At 45.4% G+C, this 17,860-nt stretch carries 10 protein-coding genes and 5 pseudogenes; 4 read left to right on the top strand and 11 right to left on the bottom strand.

The genetic code is table 11. The annotated features are described in order from the left end of the window. Window positions 1-127: 127 nt before the first annotated feature. Window positions 128-2,263 (top strand): Tex family protein, encoded by a 2,136-nt coding sequence (locus tag JCM16496_RS13845; RefSeq protein ID WP_025835025.1) that lies wholly within the window; start codon window positions 128-130, stop codon window positions 2,261-2,263. Between the two features lie 67 nt (window positions 2,264-2,330). Here the strand turns inward: JCM16496_RS13845 and JCM16496_RS13850 are convergent. Beyond that, window positions 2,331-3,226 (bottom strand): annotated as a pseudogene (locus JCM16496_RS13850) (CPBP family intramembrane glutamic endopeptidase). Window positions 3,227-3,338: 112 nt separating this feature from the next. On the opposite strand from JCM16496_RS13850, the pseudogene JCM16496_RS13855 reads away from it, so the two are divergent. Then, window positions 3,339-4,388 (top strand): annotated as a pseudogene (locus JCM16496_RS13855) (leucine-rich repeat domain-containing protein). 204 nt (window positions 4,389-4,592) lie between these two features. Here the strand turns inward: JCM16496_RS13855 and JCM16496_RS13860 are convergent. Continuing rightward, window positions 4,593-6,208 (bottom strand): annotated as a pseudogene (locus tag JCM16496_RS13860) (ABC-F family ATP-binding cassette domain-containing protein). A 297-nt stretch (window positions 6,209-6,505) separates the two neighbouring features. Here JCM16496_RS13860 and JCM16496_RS13870 point away from each other — a divergent pair. Further along, the gene (locus JCM16496_RS13870; RefSeq protein ID WP_025835027.1) at window positions 6,506-7,138 is read left to right on the top strand and encodes a nucleotide exchange factor GrpE; all 633 of its coding nucleotides are present in this window, start codon (window positions 6,506-6,508) and stop codon (window positions 7,136-7,138) included. Between the two features lie 11 nt (window positions 7,139-7,149). Continuing rightward, window positions 7,150-8,322 (top strand): molecular chaperone DnaJ, encoded by a 1,173-nt coding sequence (gene dnaJ / locus JCM16496_RS13875; protein ID WP_025835029.1) that lies wholly within the window; start codon window positions 7,150-7,152, stop codon window positions 8,320-8,322. Window positions 8,323-8,426: 104 nt separating this feature from the next. On the opposite strand, the gene JCM16496_RS13880 is transcribed toward dnaJ, so the two are convergent. The 9 genes and pseudogenes from JCM16496_RS13880 to cysD form a co-directional block, all read right to left on the bottom strand. Continuing rightward, entirely contained in the window at window positions 8,427-9,170 is a 744-nt protein-coding gene (locus JCM16496_RS13880; protein WP_128809613.1) for a YjbH domain-containing protein, read from the bottom strand. 106 nt (window positions 9,171-9,276) lie between these two features. Continuing rightward, window positions 9,277-10,433, bottom strand: a pseudogene (locus JCM16496_RS24795) (OmpA family protein). A 47-nt stretch (window positions 10,434-10,480) separates the two neighbouring features. Further along, window positions 10,481-11,383: a peptidase associated/transthyretin-like domain-containing protein gene (locus tag JCM16496_RS13890; RefSeq protein WP_025835032.1), complete on the bottom strand. Its 903-nt coding sequence runs from the start codon at window positions 11,381-11,383 to the stop codon at window positions 10,481-10,483. A gap of 12 nt (window positions 11,384-11,395) precedes the next feature. Further along, entirely contained in the window at window positions 11,396-12,640 is a 1,245-nt protein-coding gene (locus JCM16496_RS13895) for a hypothetical protein (RefSeq protein WP_025835035.1), read from the bottom strand. Window positions 12,641-12,915: 275 nt separating this feature from the next. Then, a pseudogene (locus JCM16496_RS13900) lies at window positions 12,916-13,880 on the bottom strand (PCMD domain-containing protein). Between the two features lie 25 nt (window positions 13,881-13,905). Then, window positions 13,906-15,012: a cholesterol-responsive sulfotransferase gene (locus JCM16496_RS13905; protein ID WP_025835045.1), complete on the bottom strand. Its 1,107-nt coding sequence runs from the start codon at window positions 15,010-15,012 to the stop codon at window positions 13,906-13,908. A 55-nt stretch (window positions 15,013-15,067) separates the two neighbouring features. Further along, window positions 15,068-16,552: a sulfate adenylyltransferase subunit CysN gene (cysN, locus tag JCM16496_RS13910; RefSeq protein ID WP_128809614.1), complete on the bottom strand. Its 1,485-nt coding sequence runs from the start codon at window positions 16,550-16,552 to the stop codon at window positions 15,068-15,070. Window positions 16,553-16,557: 5 nt separating this feature from the next. Next, window positions 16,558-16,917: a four helix bundle protein gene (locus tag JCM16496_RS13915; protein ID WP_025835048.1), complete on the bottom strand. Its 360-nt coding sequence runs from the start codon at window positions 16,915-16,917 to the stop codon at window positions 16,558-16,560. A 31-nt stretch (window positions 16,918-16,948) separates the two neighbouring features. Further along, on the bottom strand, window positions 16,949-17,860 hold the full coding sequence (gene cysD / locus JCM16496_RS13920) for a sulfate adenylyltransferase subunit CysD (protein ID WP_025835050.1): 912 nt from the start codon (window positions 17,858-17,860) through the stop codon (window positions 16,949-16,951).

Raw genomic sequence — 17,860 nt, forward strand, 5'->3', positions numbered from 1 at the left:
TACTTCAATTGATTGATTCTTTTAATTGCTCCATAGCTGTGACAAATATAGATAAAAGTTGGAACCTAAAGAAAAAACAACAATTGTTTTTTGTACTTTTGGCGCCTATTATAAAATGAGATACAAAATGACACAAGATTTCCACTGCATGATATCTGCCGCCCTCGGCATATCAGAGAAACAAATAGCACAGACCCTCGGACTGCTGAACGATGGCGCCACCATTCCTTTCATCAGCCGCTACCGAAAGGAAGTGACGGGAGGACTGGACGAAGTGCAGATTGAGGCTATCCAGACGCAATATGAGAAACTGAGCGAAACCGCCAAGCGCAAAGAAACCATTCTCAGCACCATTCAAGAACAAGGCAAACTGACTGCCGAACTTCAGAAACGCATCGAGGAGACTTGGGACAATACCATACTGGAGGATATCTACCTCCCCTACAAGCCCAAACGGAAAACACGTGCCGAGGCAGCCCGTCAAAAAGGACTGGAACCCCTTGCCACCCTGCTGATGCTGCAACGTGAGCCTCACCCGGAGGTACGTGCCGCAGGCTATGTGAAAGGCGAGGTGAAGAACGTGGAAGATGCACTGAAAGGTGCCCGTGACATCATAGCCGAGCACGTGAGCGAGGACGAACGTGCCCGAAACAGCGTACGGAACGCATTTGCCCGCCAAGGCATACTGACCGCCAAGGTGGTGAAAGGCAAGGAGGAAGAAGCTGCCAAATACCGCGACTATTTCGACTGCTCCGAACCGTTGAAGCGATGCAGCTCCCACCGCTTGCTCGCCATCCGGCGCGCCGAAGCGGAAGGTCTGCTGAAAGTCAGCATCAGCCCGGACGATGAGGAGTGCGTGGAACGGCTGGAACGCCAATTCGTGCGGAGCAGCAACGCCTGCGGACAGCAAGTGACGGAAGCCGTGCAGGATTCCTACAAACGCCTATTGAAGCCATCCATAGAGACGGAATTTGCCACGCAAAGCAAAGAGCGTGCCGATGAGGAAGCCATCAAGGTATTTGCAGAAAACCTCCGTCAGTTGTTGCTGGCTTCACCACTGGGGCAAAAGCGTGTGATGGGTATAGACCCCGGATTTCGTACGGGTTGTAAAGTTGTGTGTCTCGATGCACAAGGAAATCTGCTCCACAATGAGAACATCTACCCCCACCCTCCGGTCAGCAAGCAGAAAGAGGCATTTGCCAAGCTGCAAATGATGATAGAGTCTTATAAGATAGATGCCGTAGCCATAGGTAACGGAACAGCCAGCCGCGAGACGGAGGAGTTCCTGAAACATCAGCGCTTCAGCCGCGACATACAGATATTCATTGTCAGCGAGCAGGGAGCTTCCATCTATTCGGCCTCTAAAATTGCACGGGACGAGTTTCCCGACTACGACGTCACCGTACGCGGTGCCGTGTCCATAGGCAGACGACTGATGGACCCGCTGGCAGAGTTGGTAAAGATTGACCCGAAATCTATTGGTGTGGGGCAGTACCAGCATGATGTGGACCAAACCAAGCTGAAAAAATCACTGGACCAGACCGTAGAAAACTGTGTAAACCTGGTAGGTGTCAACCTGAACACCGCAAGCAGCCATCTGCTGACCTACATCTCGGGATTGGGTCCGCAACTGGCACAGAACATTGTGAACTATCGTGCCGAAAACGGTGCCTTCACCTCGCGCAAGGAACTGATGAAAGTGCCGCGCATGGGTGCCAAGGCGTTTGAGCAATGTGCCGGCTTCCTACGTATTCCGCAGGCAAAGAACCCGCTGGACAACACTGCCGTGCACCCGGAAAGCTATTGCATCGTAGAACAGATGGCAAAGGACTTGGGTTGCAGCGTAGCCGAGCTGATAGCCAGCCGGGAGCTGCGTCTGAAGATTAGTCCGGAACGCTACCTCTCCCCCACCGTGGGCATGCCGACACTGAAAGACATCCTGCAAGAGCTGGACAAGCCCGGACGTGACCCGCGCGGACCGATAAAGATATTTGAATTCGACAAGAACGTGCGCACCATCAACGACCTGCGCGAAGGCATGGAACTGCCCGGCATTGTAGGAAACATCACCAACTTCGGCGCATTTGTCGATATAGGCATCAAGGAAAACGGACTGGTACACCTCTCCCAACTTGCCGACCGGTTCATATCAGACCCCAATGAAGTGGTGTCCATTCACCAACATATACGCGTAAAGGTACTCAGCATAGATATGGACCGGAAACGCATACAGCTGACAATGAAAGGAGTGGAACAGAATTAAGGATTAAGGATTAAGGATTAAGGATTAAGGATTAAGGATTAAGGATTAGGGATTAATGGTTTCCGTATTAATCCTTAATCCCTAATCCCTTATAATAGTGTCTTAAGATAATTACTGTACCAAGCACTAAAAGTAGTGAACACAGAATGGAGCCTTCGAACCCGAAAGTTCCTCCATTTATCAGATTTTCTTCCGGAAAGTGAAGAATCAGCAGATTCTCATTGCTGAATTCGTTTCCACTGACTTTATATCCCAAAACAGAACCTTGAATCCAGTTCCAGAACCAATGCAAGGCAATGGGGAAACAGAGGTTGCGCGTGTATATATAGGAAGCTCCCAAGAAACAACCCGCCAGCATGATATTCAAAAACGGGACAAAGGCAAAGCTGGGATTGAAAAGATGCATCAACGAAAACAACACCGCAGAGATAAGCAATGCCACAAACCTATTGATGCCTCTATCCAGCATACGCCCTAAAATGAAACCGCGTCCAATAACTTCTTCCGTAACTGCCACTAAAAAATAAAGCAAAAGACTTGCCAACAACGAAATGGGAGAAAACAAGACCCCTGCCACTTCCACAGCCCCCAACAATAAAGACAAGCCAAAACCAACTGCATACAAGAACACGACAAACAAAGCCCCGTTCAGCAGGCTTCTGCCCATCCCTTCAAAGACAAGCCCAAGCCCGAAAAAGGAAGCTTCCTGAAGCCCAGCACCATACAAGCGGCAACAAGTCCACTGGCCAACATCAAGACTTCATTCAGTATCAAAAAATAGATATTTGTTTCACTCACCTCCGTTTTTAATTCCGGAAAAGCAATCGCAAAAGGTATGGCAAACAAAAACAGAAAAATCATAAAAAGTACAGTAAACAGTACTATATCAACGAATGCCAGCCAAATACGTTTTGCTTTACTCACAGCAACACACTCTTCCTTCACAGTTTCTTCCGTCTCCATTTGTATCTCATTTTGATTAATATCCGACAAAAATAATAATAAAAAGAAAAAACTTCATGTATTCCTGCCGGTTTCTTCTTATATTTGAAAAATCAATCTGGAATCGACAAACATGAAACTAAGAAAAATACTTTTAGCCGTTGCCGGACTGGCGTTAATGCTGAATGCCTCGGCACAAAAATCAAAAAATACTACGTAGCCAAACCCGGTACCCTGGTGGAACTGATGACAGAAGCGGAAGCCAATGAAATCACTCAACTGACCCTGCAGGGCAGGCTGAATGCCGTAGATTTCAGGCATCTACGGGATGAATTCAAAAACCTGCAACTGCTGGACATCTCAAATGCCTCCATCAGCATGTATGCAGGCAAGAACGGGACGTATCCAAACCGTTTTTATGTATATCCTGCCAATTGCATTCCGGCATATGCCTTCTGCAAGCAAATGGACGACAGCACATTTGTAGGTAAGGAAACGCTGACCAGGATTATCCTTTCCGACAAGACCAAGAACATCGAAGATGCTGCCTTTAAAGGATGCAAAAATCTCAAGATATGCCAGATACGGAAGAAAACGGCTCCCAACCTGTTGTCCGAAGCATTGGCCGATAGCGTTACAGCCATATTCGTTCCATTGGGATGCAGTGACTCCTATCGTATCAAAAAGAAATGGGAGACCTTTGCGTTCATCGAAGGAGAGCCACTGACAGTAAATGTGCAGATTGGCAAAATGAGCAGCCTTGCCAGCGAACTGTTAAGAGCCGGATTTCAGCCCAAAGACGTCAACTTCCTGACCGTTGAAGGCAAAATGGACGAAGCCGACTTCACCCTGATACGCGACTATATGCCCAATCTGGTTTCCATCGACATGACCAACAGTGATGCCACTGCCATCCCCGACTACACCTTCACCCAAAAGAAGTATCTGCTGAACGTACGACTCCCGCAAGCTTAAAAGCATCGGACAGCGTGCATTCAGCGGCTGCGGTCGTTTGTGCGGCACGCTGGTGCTTCCTGCCAGTGTAACCGCCATTGAGTACGGAGCTTTTATAGGATGCGACAACCTGCGCCATGTGCTTGCCACGGGCAACAAGATTACCACGCTGGGAGACAACCTTTTCGGAGACAGCAAAGGCATCATCGTCTATAAGGACAAGCAGTAGGATTGTACACTTTTTTCAACGTATCAAGAAAAAACAGAAATCCCCCTCCAGAAGTAGTTCTGAGAGGGGGATTACTGTTTTAGTAAATCTTGTCCGACGATTTACTAAATCTCCGGGAACGATTTAGTAAATCGTCAGAAAAGTTTTAGTAAAACGTCCGGAAGCCTCGGGAAGGGATTATTATTTGTCAAGAACATCTACCTTTTAAGCTCCGTACATCCGTGCTTTCAGCTCCTTGATGTGGTCTGAAGTGATGTACTCATCATATTCCATCATCTTGTCGATGATGCCGTTCGGAGTCAACTCGATGATACGGTTGGCAACCGTCTGAATGAACTCGTGGTCGTGGGATGAGAAAAGGATATTGCCCTTATAGGTCTTCAAGTTATTGTTGAATGCCTGGATAGACTCCAAGTCGAGGTGATTGGTAGGTGTATCCAGAATCAAGCAATTGGCATTGCGCAGCTGCATACGTGCAATCATGCAACGCATCTTCTCACCTCCCGACAATACGCTTGCTTTCTTCAGCACCTCCTCGCCGGAGAAAAGCATACGTCCCAGGAAGCTCTTCATGTATACTTCATTGCCTTCACCGAACTGGCTCAACCAGTCCACCAGATTCAGGTCTGTATTAAAGAATGAAGTATTGTCCAGCGGCAGGTAAGCGGTGGTGATAGTCACACCCCAGTTGAAAGTACCCGCATCCGGTTTCATATTCTCGTTGATTATCTCGAACAGAGCGGTCATGGCACGCGGGTCGTGCGAAAGGAATACAATCTTGTCTCCCTTCTCTACGTTGAAGTTGACGTCGCGAAACAACACCGTGCCATCTTCCAGCGTCTTCGTCAAACCGGAAACTTCCAGAATCTGATTACCCGGTTCGCGTTCGGGCGTAAAGATGATACCCGGATACTTACGGGATGACGGCTTGATTTCTTCTACATTCAGCTTCTCCAACATCTTCTTGCGGCTGGTAGTCTGCTTGCTCTTTGCCACATTGGCACTGAACCGGCGGATGAACTCTTCCAGCTCTTTCTTCTTCTCCTCGGCCTTTGCCTTCTGGTTCTGCTGCTGACGGAGCGCCAGCTGGCTGGACTCGTACCAGAAGCTATAGTTACCGGCAAAGAGGTTAATCTTTCCGTAGTCGATGTCCACCGTATGCGTACAAACGGAGTCGAGGAAGTGACGGTCGTGGCTCACCACCAGCACTGTATGCTCAAAGTTTGACAAGTAATCTTCCAGCCAAGTCACGGTCTCCATATCCAAGTCATTGTCGGCTCGTCCAGCAGCAAGTTATCTGGATTTCCATAGAGAGCTTGCGCCAACATGACACGCACCTTTTCCTTGTTGTTCAACTCACCCATCAACAGATAATGCTTGTCTTCCTTGATACCCAAGCCACTCAGCAAGGCGGCAGCATCGCTTTCGGCATTCCAGCCGTCCAGCTCGGCAAATTTCTCTTCCAATTCGGAAACCTTCAGTCCATCCTCGTCTGTAAAATCCTCTTTGGCATACAGCACTTCACGCTGCTTCATGATGTCCCACAACACCGTGTGTCCCATCATCACCGTGTCCATCACCGTAAAAGCATCCCACTTGAAGTGGTCCTGGCTCAAAACGGAAAGACGCTCTCCCGGAGCCAGCATGATGGAGCCCGTCGTAGGTTCCAGTTCCCCGGAAATCGTTTTCAGGAAAGTAGATTTTCCGGCGCCGTTGGCACCGATGATACCATAACAGTTACCACTTGTAAACTTCAGGTTTACGTCATTGAACAACACTCTTTTACCAAACTGTACTGAGACATTAGAGACTGTAATCATCTTTATATTTACAATTTATTTATTTACAATTTACTATTTAATACCTATTAGTCTGCGAATTGCGAGTGCAAAGATAGTGCAAATTGAACGTAAAACTTTCATGCTTGCATGAAAAAGTTTTGCTGAGATGCCGCCTATCTTATTCAAAGATAGTTATTTTTCCATGAATAGACACAAAGAAGCGCTGTCAATCTGGCATAAAAGTATTACCTTTGCTGCGTTTTCGGCAAAAACATCCGTTTTGGCAAAGTTTTTGCTGGGGCACTGATATCGTATTAACTTAAACCCTTAACAGCAATGAAAGCAAAATCATTTTACAAGAATAATAAGCATAACAATATGAATCCGAAAGAAAAAGAAAACAACCAGGAAGAAGAGCTGAAAACTCAGGCTGCTCCTAACGAATGTGACGAAGAAACCGTAGGACAAGAAGCTTCACAAGAAAACGAAGCTCCCCTGACAGAAGAAGAAAAGCTTGCCCAGGAACTGGAAAAGGCAAATGAACAGATTGAAGAGCAGAAAGACAAATATCTGCGCTTGTCTGCCGAGTTTGACAATTACCGCAAACGTACCATGAAGGAGAAGGCAGAACTCATCCTGAACGGTGGTGAAAAGAGTATCAGCAGTATCCTACCCATTGTGGATGACTTTGAACGCGCCCTCAAAAACATGGAGACAGCTACCGATGTAGCTGCCGTAAAAGAAGGTGTGGAACTTATCTACAACAAGTTCATGTCTGTACTGGGACAAAACGGCGTTAAGGTAATAGAGACAAAGGAACAACCGCTCGATACAGACTATCACGAAGCCATCGCCGTGATTCCGGCACCCAATGAAGCACTGAAAGGCAAAATTCTGGACTGCGTACAAACCGGTTACATCCTAAACGACAAAGTGATCCGTCATGCCAAAGTGGTAGTCGGAGAATAACATAAAACTGTATGGAAAAAAGAGATTACTACGAAGTATTGGAAGTCGAAAAGACAGCAACGGTAGAAGAAATAAAGAAAGCCTATCGCAAGAAAGCCATCCAATATCATCCGGACAAGAATCCGGGCGACAAAACAGCCGAAGAGAAATTCAAGGAAGCGGCAGAAGCATACGACGTACTAAGCAATCCGGACAAGCGTGCCCGCTACGATCAGTTCGGTCATGCCGGACTGGGTGGCGCTGCCGGTAATGGCGGTCCGTTCGGCGGTTTCAGCGGAGGTATGTCCATGGACGACATCTTCTCCATGTTCGGTGATATCTTTGGCGGACACAGTGGAGGTTTCGGCGGTTTTGGAGGTTTCGGCGGAGGCGGTGGAGCACAACAACAACGCCGTTACCGTGGTTCGGACCTGCGTGTCAAGGTGAAACTGAACCTCAAGGAAATCTCTACCGGTGTGGAAAAGAAATTCAAACTGAAGAAATACGTACCTTGTACCCACTGTCATGGCACTGGAGCCGAAGGCGACGGTGGTTCAGAGACTTGTCCGACTTGTAACGGCAGCGGTACAGTAATCCGTAACCAGCAGACCATACTCGGCACCATGCAAACAAGAGCCACCTGCCCGACGTGTGGCGGTGAGGGCAAAATCATCAAGAACAAGTGTAAGGAGTGTGCCGGTGAAGGTATTGTATACGGTGAAGAAGTAGTAACCGTAAAAATCCCGAAAGGCGTTGCAGAAGGTATGCAACTCTCTATGGGAGGAAAAGGAAACGCTGGCAAGCACAACGGCGTGCCGGGAGACCTGCTGATTCTTGTAGAGGAAGAGCAAGACCCGAACTTGATACGCGATGAAAACGACTTGATTTACAACCTGCTCCTCAGCTTCCCGACAGCAGCCTTGGGTGGTGCGGTAGAAATTCCCACGATTGACGGAAAGGTGAAAGTAAAAATTGACTCAGGTACGCAACCGGGAAAAGTACTCCGCCTGCGTGGCAAAGGTTTGCCGAACGTAAACGGATACGGCACGGGAGACTTGCTGGTAAATGTCAGCGTATACGTGCCCGAAACACTGAGCAAGGATGAGAAGAAGGCGCTGGAGGAAATGGAAACATCGGACAACTTCAAGCCGAACACTTCGATTAAGGAGAAGATATTCAAGAAATTCAAAAGTCTGTTTGACTGATAATATGGTACATAAAGAAGCCTCCCGGTATACAATAAAAATATCGGGAGGCTTTCTTGTTATCTGATTGGAGATACTCTGAAAATGTTATAAAAAAGCCGACATCATTTCAAATGAATTTTGTATGTCAACCCTCCACTGAAATATTTCATCCTCTGCATTTCCACCTGCACATGCAAATGCTTAAAAAGCAGATAAGTGGCTCCCAGAGCAAAGTCTTTGGAATCATACTCCGCTATCATCCTCAATTGGGGATGAAAAGATGGGTTATAAGTAATACCGGCAGCCACTCCATTCAACTTATAGTCTCTACGCTTATTATAAAGATAAGAAAGGTGTACTCCGATTTCTTCTTTTCCAAGAGGAATATGTTTGGTAGCAGCAATATAGAAACGGCTGTAATAACCATTCCCTTCCGTCGGAGCCAGTTCACTGTTTGTTGAAGTAAAAGGGTCGGAAGTCCCAATCACTACAGCTGGCATGTATTTCCAAAACTGCCCTTCTTTCAAAGCCCTTAACCGAAGCGAGAAGTACCTGTCCTGATTTGTAAAGCCGCTATATCCGTATGGCTTCAAGCCTAGTGCTTCCGCTTTGAAAAGCGTACATGTATAGGCAACCTCCATCCACGGGAATATCGTCACGTTCAGAAAATAATTGTATGTATGATAATACCAAGTAGGAGGAGTCAGTTCCTTGTTCAGGAAGTTTCCGCCAATCATAAGGGTTTTGTCACGCTGCATTTCAGCAGATGGCGCATGCAACAGCCCCGTCGTACCATACGTAAGCTGGGCAGCAATTGGAAACGACACACAGCAAAACAGAACAAACAGATATAGCTTATATTTCATTATTACAGACAACTTCAATCAAGGGATTCCTACTATAGAATCATCAAAAAGAAGGCGTCTGATATTCAGACGCCTTCTCTAGAGTCTCTATTTAAGACAAAAAGGATTATTCAAGAATAACTACGCGGTTCAAGAAGTTCTTTCCGAACATGTTCTCTGTACCACCGAAGCCAACGAGCTCGAGCTGGTCTTTGCTTACGCCTTCAGCAACCAAAGCATCGTAAACAACCTGGGCACGTTTTTCAGAAAGTTTCTGGTTCCAGGAAGCGCTACCTGTAGCCTTGTCACAGTAACCTGCTACCTTGTACTTCTTATCCGGGTTAGCCTTCAGAATCTTGGCAGCCAACTGGATGTTAACCTTACCGTAGTCATCCAAACGAGCGCTACCAATCTTGAAGAAGATTGCACGCGGACCAGCAACTTGGATTTCCTTGGTAACTTCTTTCACTTCCGGCTTCATGTTAGCCAAAGAGTTCTTGCAGTTAGCCAGGTCAGCCTGAGCCTGAGCCAATTCGCTTCTGTATCTGTTGATTTCTGCATTCACAGCATCTTCGTCGATATTGGAAGCTTTCACAAACTTCTTGCCACCGAATGTGTAAGTCAAACCTACATTCACACGGGCAGTAGCTTCAGCCTTACGGCAGTCACTTGCATCACCGAAGATAGAAGGAGTAACGCCCAAACGGCCTTCTACGTTCAAAGCCAACTTCTGGTTCAAATTGAAGCCCAAACCCAAACCGGCAGTAGCACCGAAACGAGCCTTCAGGTCATCATTATCCTGCAGTACCTGATAGTTATCGCCAGTAGTAGCGCCTGTGAATTCAGTTCCTTTTGAAGACAAATTCATTGTAGGACCGCCAAATAAATAGAAGTCAACTACACGATTAGGATTATAACCTCCAAACAAAGTTGTCAGATTCAGCATTGCGTCCAGATTGATTTCACCGAACTTCTTGCAATATTTGTGATATTCATTTGTAGAAGTCACGAAATATGAATTATCTTGGTTGTCAAGCTCTGCCACAAACCGCTAACTTCACCACGTACTCCCCAAGTCGGAGTAATATACTTACCTACCTGGAGGTTGAAGTTCATAGTCGGAGTGTTCAGTCCGCCATTCAATACAGACATTCCACCAACACCAACACCTACAAAGATGTTATCAGAAGCTTTCTTCGTATAATAGTTCTTCTTTTCTTGCGCATTAGCAAATACACAAGAACCAGCCAATAAGATGGACAAGGTTAAGAATTTAGCTTTCATTTCTTTATATTTTTATAATTCGTTCTTTAATACACTTACTTACTCCATTAATCGGCAATTATGATACCACCACCTGCATTTTCTGCACCATGTCCGTGACCGTGCTGATAAGCGTGTGAGTGACTAGGGTGAGCCATCTCTTCATACTGAGCACCACCACCATTCAGACCTTCAGCCTTGATGACACCCAAAACTTCTCCACTGTTTTTATAAGAAATAGTGTAAGTAGTATTTGTCTGGTAAGCCTCAGACCAAGCACGATAGATACTCCATGCAGAAATTTTGATTTCCAGTTCAGCCGGTGTAGTATTGTTATACTTCAGACCTTCAACAAAACCAGTAACATCAACATCCTTCACTTCACCTTCAGGAGCAGCAGTCTGTTCGTTATATGATTTATAATGTATCTTGGTAACCAACATATAATCATTCGCATTCTCCAACCAATTATACCCAGCATGAGTATGGGTAAAATTCTCCATCTCTTTAATAACCACACTATTTTTTACTTCAGAAGTAATCACCACTTGATCAGGGTCTTCCGGAGTTGCAGTTTTCACTGCCACCAAAGTAGCATTATATGTAGCCACACCACCAGCTTTCAATGCGTTAACATGAACTGTAACAGACTGGATAGCTTCATAACCTGCTGGAGCGGTTGCACTGATAACTACATCCTGAGCAGCGATACTGTTGTCAGCACCCGCTTTAAGCGTAACTGTCATTCCGCTTACTTCACCTTTATCAGCAGCAATAGCAACACCAGACAAGGCTGTTCCGCTGGGGAATTCCACAACATTCACATTAATAGTTGCTTTTGCCGGTTCCGTTGTAAACGTCGCATTTAAGTCTTCCTTTTCACAAGATGTGAAAAGAAGAGAGCCTACTAAAGCGACTACGGCAAAAGCACACATACCACCAATGCCGTTAAAGAATTTAATCTTTTTCATCTCAATAATAAATTAAAAATTTAACAATTCTGACTTTATAAAATATGGGTTAAAACTATTCTTCTCCATTATATTGTCACTGGCTTCTGCCTTATACTCCTTGTAATAATACCGTTCATTACCGGCATTATAGACAAGCCCCATATTGGCAGAAGTATTTATGCGCGGCCATTTCTTATACCGTTTGTATTTATAAGGCGGCAACGCCACTTGAAAACGAAATCCTCCATTGGCCTTAGCATATTTTGCTTTCATGGCATAAAAGCCGATAGAGCAATAACGGAAATGACGAATCATTTCAAATTTCACTCCCCGGTCCTCCTTCAAATACTGTTCGGCTTTCAAGCTGAACAGTGTATTATAGCGAGGCCAGTAAAAGCCGCCTCCCAATGTCCAAGTCAGCGTCATATCCGTGTCATAGTGCAATGTGAAACCATCCCAATAGCCTATTCCTGTGCACCCCACACGAGCCATCACCGAAAACCTTTCATCAGGAAACGGATGGAAAAATTCTGCATCCACTCCATAACGGTCGGCATTGAAATAGCCCACTGTCACCTTGCCAAACACATTGTATGGCAAACGGAAACGCTGAGAAACCGTCAGATGCCCCGGATGAATTTTATCTTCATAGCTTCCATATCCATCATTGTAGACCGGAATCTTCATCTGCGCAGTCAGTTTCATACCTTTCCAAAGCGACACTTCCACCGCCGGGCTCAAATCAAACAGCACTTGATAGATTTGCGTAAGTATCAAATTACGCAATGCCAACTGCGGATATACCAGCACATCAACCTTAAACAAAGAACGATTTTTCAACTTTATCTTCCGCGCTTTTCCCCAAGCATCATCCAATTCATAACTAACATTCCAATCGCCACGTTCGGCCCGGGAAAGGGAATCACCTTTTACAAGGTGATAATAAAGCGAAATCTGAGGTACATTATTATCCAGGACTATTATCCGACAAGATTTTTCGTCCGGTAAACCCATCTTTTGGATAATATCTACCGCTTTACTTATACCGACACCCTGCAAGCGATATGCAGAGTTCTGCAATACATAAACACGTTCCTTGTCATCTTCCGTCCATCCAACATTTTCAAATCCCATCTTGACCAAAGCATCTACAGTTTTTTCTCCCGCCTGGCTAAATCCTTTTAAAGGAAGCAAACAGAACAAAAAGAACGCTGCACATTGTGCTATTGTTTTAGTATTTAGGTACTTTCTTATGTTAGAGTTTTTACACCTCATCATTTTTAACCTTTTTTTGTATCCACACGACACAAAAACTTGATGCAAAAATAGACACATTTTTAATAATACCAAAGATTTTTTGAGTAAAAAATGAAATAATGCAGCTTTTACTCTTAACTCCCTTAACAAATGCTCAAAATATTAGCATGAAGTCATTTTATAGCCTGAAGAATACAATCTATTTTTTATGCGCTTACTATAATTATATTGTTTTTATATCCAAAAATAAATCTTCATTCACACTCAAAATCATACTACATCTTGGAGTAATCTCAATAGACCAGTTTTACATTGTCAATCCATAGTGAATTGCCAGGAGAACCTATATAAGCGCCACCATGGCTGGAGGTGAATTGCAACAGCAAATGAGTGGGCACATCGTCCTCCGTACCCCAGGCAACCTCCTTCACGGGTACACTTTCTCCTTTGCTATTAACTGCATAGCGTTCTTCAACCTGAAGACGCATCATGTGGGCCTTGTATGCAGGATCACCGGTAATATCACCGTACATGATGGAATAAGTGGCATTATTATGCCAATCGGCAGTAGTATAATATCTTACGACCATCGTCCTACGCGCTTGGCATAGATGTTCCCCTTCTCATCCTCCCAACGCTTTTGCAGAAACAGATTCACTTCCGGGAAGTCCTTTCCTTCCACATCGGTGATACGGCTGAAGCCCGTTGCACGGATACGCTTCTCGCGGTCGGACATCTTTACTTTATAATCAAACTGTATGGCGATAGGTTTCTTGGTGAACGGTATGCCGGAATTCAGCATTTTCTGCGGATTCTTGGTCCCCTTGATAGGTTCGTGCACCTCACCCAGGAAGATGGAACCGGCAGCCAAAACGGTTATATCCACTATTCCAAAAACTTTCACACTCTCCATGCGGGTGTCCATGCGGGCGCAGAAACCATCCCCTCTCTTTTCCGGGAAAACAGAAGTATTGGTTTTCGTGATACCGGCCACGCGTGCCATCACATTGGATGTCGCCCACGGCGAACCTCCCATATTCTTGTATGCTTTGGTTTCGGTGATAGTAGCAGTAGGCCCGATGGCATACACATTCTTCGTGGCACCGCCAATAATACCTGATTCCTTGATTTGGCGGTCAATCCATTGATCCATATTTCCGAAAGGAATCATCTCTACCTCGTGCTGCTGCGCAGAAACAGCTCCACAACAGAGCATGGCAGACAGCACTCCCAACATACGAACTTTCTTTTGAATCATTTCTTTCATTAATAATTGGCTATCATTATAAATTGTACTTCCACTGTTCCAGCGCAAAATTCCAGTTATCCTGGACCAACTGCACTGTACGCTCATCATACTTGTATTTATTCTTCTTATATCCCTTTTTTCCACCTACATACTTCTCAATATCGGCACGCGCCTCCACAAAACCCGGAATGGACAAAGCCTTGTAGATATGTTCAGTCATTCCCATTGCATCCGCTTCGAAGTCTTCAAACTTCACCTCTATCAAGTTTCCTTCAGGAATGCATGCCTTGTCCGCTTCGTACTTATGATACAGTTTGGCATAAATGGACAAAATATTCTTCTCAAGCTCCTCATTACTGATATCCTGCAGCTTCAACGGCTGAATGGTGTTGGTAAAGAAACTACGTGTGCTTTCAAACACAGTATAAGGATTACGCATCAGATAGATAAACTTAGCATTGGGGAACATCTTGACAAGCTCTCTCACACGTCCCGTATGGGGCGGATTCTTACTAAGAAACTGGGTTCCGTTCGTATTCCAAAGAGAAATCTTTATCAGTTTGACAAAAGTCTCCTCAAACACTTTCAGTTCTTCTTCTGTGATGTCATCAAACAGCAGGTATTTATCGGCATACTCTTGCTGATATTCGGGTAGGAACCAGAAATTATAATAGGTGTAGGGCATCATATTTGCCAAAGCAAACTCCTCTTCTTGCGGAAGGTCAACGGCAAGCTCCATATTGTCCGTGGGGCGTTTGTCCGGCATCAACCAACTCATGTTCTTCTTAAAGAAAGGCTGCCCCCACATCATAAGATGCGGAAATACTGTCTGGTATGTCGTGTTGTAGCCGAAATGCTTGTCGCAGGAGAAAACATTATGTACAAACGTAGTCCCGCTACGCCAGTGTCCCAAAATGAATACCGGATCATGCTCCAGGGGCTTATCTGCCAGAAGCTTTTCATAGCGTCTGTCCTGCAGAGGAGCCAAAGTGGACAGCAGGCGGCAGACGGCTTTTGTCAGCCGATACTTGCCTTTGTAGGCAGCACCGATGTCACGACCGCCCGTTATATCCTTGAATGTTTTCCAATCTGCACCTACCAATGTGTTTATAGGAAGCTTGTTGAATTCTAATAATCCCATTATAGTCTATATATTAATATATTACAGTTTCTCTCCCACTCTATCAAAAAGCTGTTCATTCTTTTTCCACAACCACTGCAATGCCTTGGCGCTCCAACTCCTTCACAGCCTTTTCTATAGCTTCGTAATGTTCGGGAGCTATACCCAGCTTAGGCAAATTCAGTATAGGCAAGTCCTCAGCCAAGTGCATATCCTTATCCTCCACCCTATCGATAATCATACCTACAGCACTGGTATTGTTGGTTATCGGGTCTATCAGGATAAACGAACCGGTAGCCTTATTCTTCTGATAAGGGTCAAAGAAAAGCTCTTTGGCAGTAGTCAGCACCACACGCGCAATCTGGTTGAGCTGCATCGGCAATGTTTCCTTGCTCAACTTTCCGTTGTCAATGGAAAGATGCTCCATCGTATTGACATCCACTTTATACTTAATGCTGTCGATGCGGGTGCGGCTTATATTGGTGGTCTGTTTGATGAAGAATGATTTGTTGATATCCATCGGCTCTTCATCCATCCAAACCAACATCGTTTCAAAATTGCGGTCCATGACGGGCAGGTTATCCGGATGTACCAGCATTTCCCCTCTCGACACATCTATTTCGTCCTCCAGAGTCAGGGTGACGGACTGGGGCGGAAAGGCGTAATCCAATTCGCCGTCGTATGTAACTATACTCTTGATATGCGACTTCTTACCGGAAGGCAATGCCATCACTTCATCTCCCTTACGAATAATCCCCGAAGCCACCTTACCGCAAAAACCACGGAAATCGAGATTGGGGCGCAAGACGTATTGAACCGGGAAACGAAAATCCTTCAAATTATGGTCGTTGTCAATATGTACCGTCTCCAGAAAGTCAAGAAGTGAAATACCCTCATACCAAGGAGTACGTTCCGATTTCTCCACCACATTGTCGCCATCCAAAGCTGACAGCGGAATGCAGTTTACGTCAGGAATACCCAATGGAGCTATAAACTTCCGATATTCATCGACTATCTCATTAAAACGTTCTTCGGAGAAATCCACGAGGTCCATCTTATTGACAGCAAGCACCACATGCTTGATACCAAGCAACGACACCAGGAAAGTATGCCGGCGCGTCTGCGTAATGACACCCATACGTGCATCCACCAGAATAATCGCCAAGTTAGCCGTAGAGCCCCCGGTAATCATGTTGCGTGTGTATTGCTCGTGTCCCGGAGTGTCGGCAATGATAAACTTACGGTTGTTGGTCGAGAAGTAGCGGTATGCCACGTCAATGGTGATGCCTTGTTCGCGCTCTGCCTTCAAGCCGTCCAGCAGAAGGGCATAGTCAATGTGGTCGCCGGCATTTCCCATGCGCTTGCTGTCGCGTTCCAGTGCGTCCAGCTGGTCCTCATACAGTTTCTTGCTGTCGAACAACAGACGGCCTATCAATGTGGATTTTCCGTCATCCACAGAACCGGCAGTCAGTAAGCGCAACAAGTCTTTCTGCTCATCCTTTCGGAGGAACTCCGAAATTGACAATTGACAATTGATAATTGACAATTCGTCCTTACACATATCTTTCATACTTTATTTTCTTTCATTTTTTTTATAATCGAAATAAGAAGCCTCAACAGTTCCCTACAATCTTCTATCATGGAATTATATTCATCCGCTGAGAGATAATCAGATTCTTTCAATAGCATCAGCCAATATTCTGTTTCATTTGCTTCTTTTAGAGCAATACTCAATTTATTGATAAAATCAGCTTTTGACTGAGCATGTTCACTTTCCTTAATCAAAGCACCTATAGCTGTCCCGCTTCTCAATATTTGCTTAGAAAGGACAAACTCCTTTCTATGCTCACACAACAACTTGTAAAGTTTAACAATCCGTATTGCAAAAGCAAACGATCTATCCATTATGAGATTATCTTTCCCCATAATTATCAATTGTCAATTATCAATTGTCAATTTAAAAGTATCCCTCGCGCTTCTTCTGCTCCATGCTTGCGTCTTGGTCGAAGTCAATGACACGGGTCGTCCGTTCACTCTTGGTGGTGGTCATCATTTCCTCGACAATCTTCTCGATGGTATCGGCATCGCTTTCCACAGCACCGGTCAACGGCCAGCAACCCAGCGTACGGAAACGCACCATACGCATCTTTATCCGGTCGCGGTACTGTTCCGGCAAGCGGTCGTCATCCGCCATTATCAGATTTCCGTCAATCTCCACACAAGGACGTTCCTTGGCAAAATACAACGGCACAATAGGAATGTTTTCCAAACGTATATATTGCCAGATGTCCAGCTCCGTCCAATTACTTAACGGAAATACGCGGATACTCTCTCCCTTATGTACGCGGGCATTATAAATATCCCACAATTCGGGGCGCTGATTTTTAGGGTCCCATTGATGGAACTTGTCACGGAAGGAGAAAATACGCTCTTTGGCGCGTGACTTCTCCTCGTCGCGGCGAGCGCCACCGAATGCCGCATCAAACTTATACTTATCCAATGCGTGGAGCAAAGCCTGCGTCTTCATCAAGTCCGTATGCACCTTGCTGCCATGCGTAAAAGGTCCGACACCCGCATTGAAAGCTTCCATATTGCTTTCCACTATCAGGTTCCAACCATACTTCCTGGCATACTCGTCACGGAACTGTATCATCTCCTTAAACTTCCACTTGGAATCGATGTGCATCAACGGGAACGGCACTTTGCCGGGAGCAAACGCCTTTTCGGCCAAGCGCACCATAACCGAAGAATCCTTGCCGATACTATACAGCATCACCGGATTTTCAAACTCCGCTGCCACTTCACGGATAATATGAATGGACTCTGCTTCGAGTTCCTTCAAATGGCTCAATTTATATTCTTCTTTCAT

It is taken from the genome of Bacteroides rodentium JCM 16496 (assembly GCF_000614125.1).
Taxonomy (GTDB): domain Bacteria; phylum Bacteroidota; class Bacteroidia; order Bacteroidales; family Bacteroidaceae; genus Bacteroides; species Bacteroides rodentium.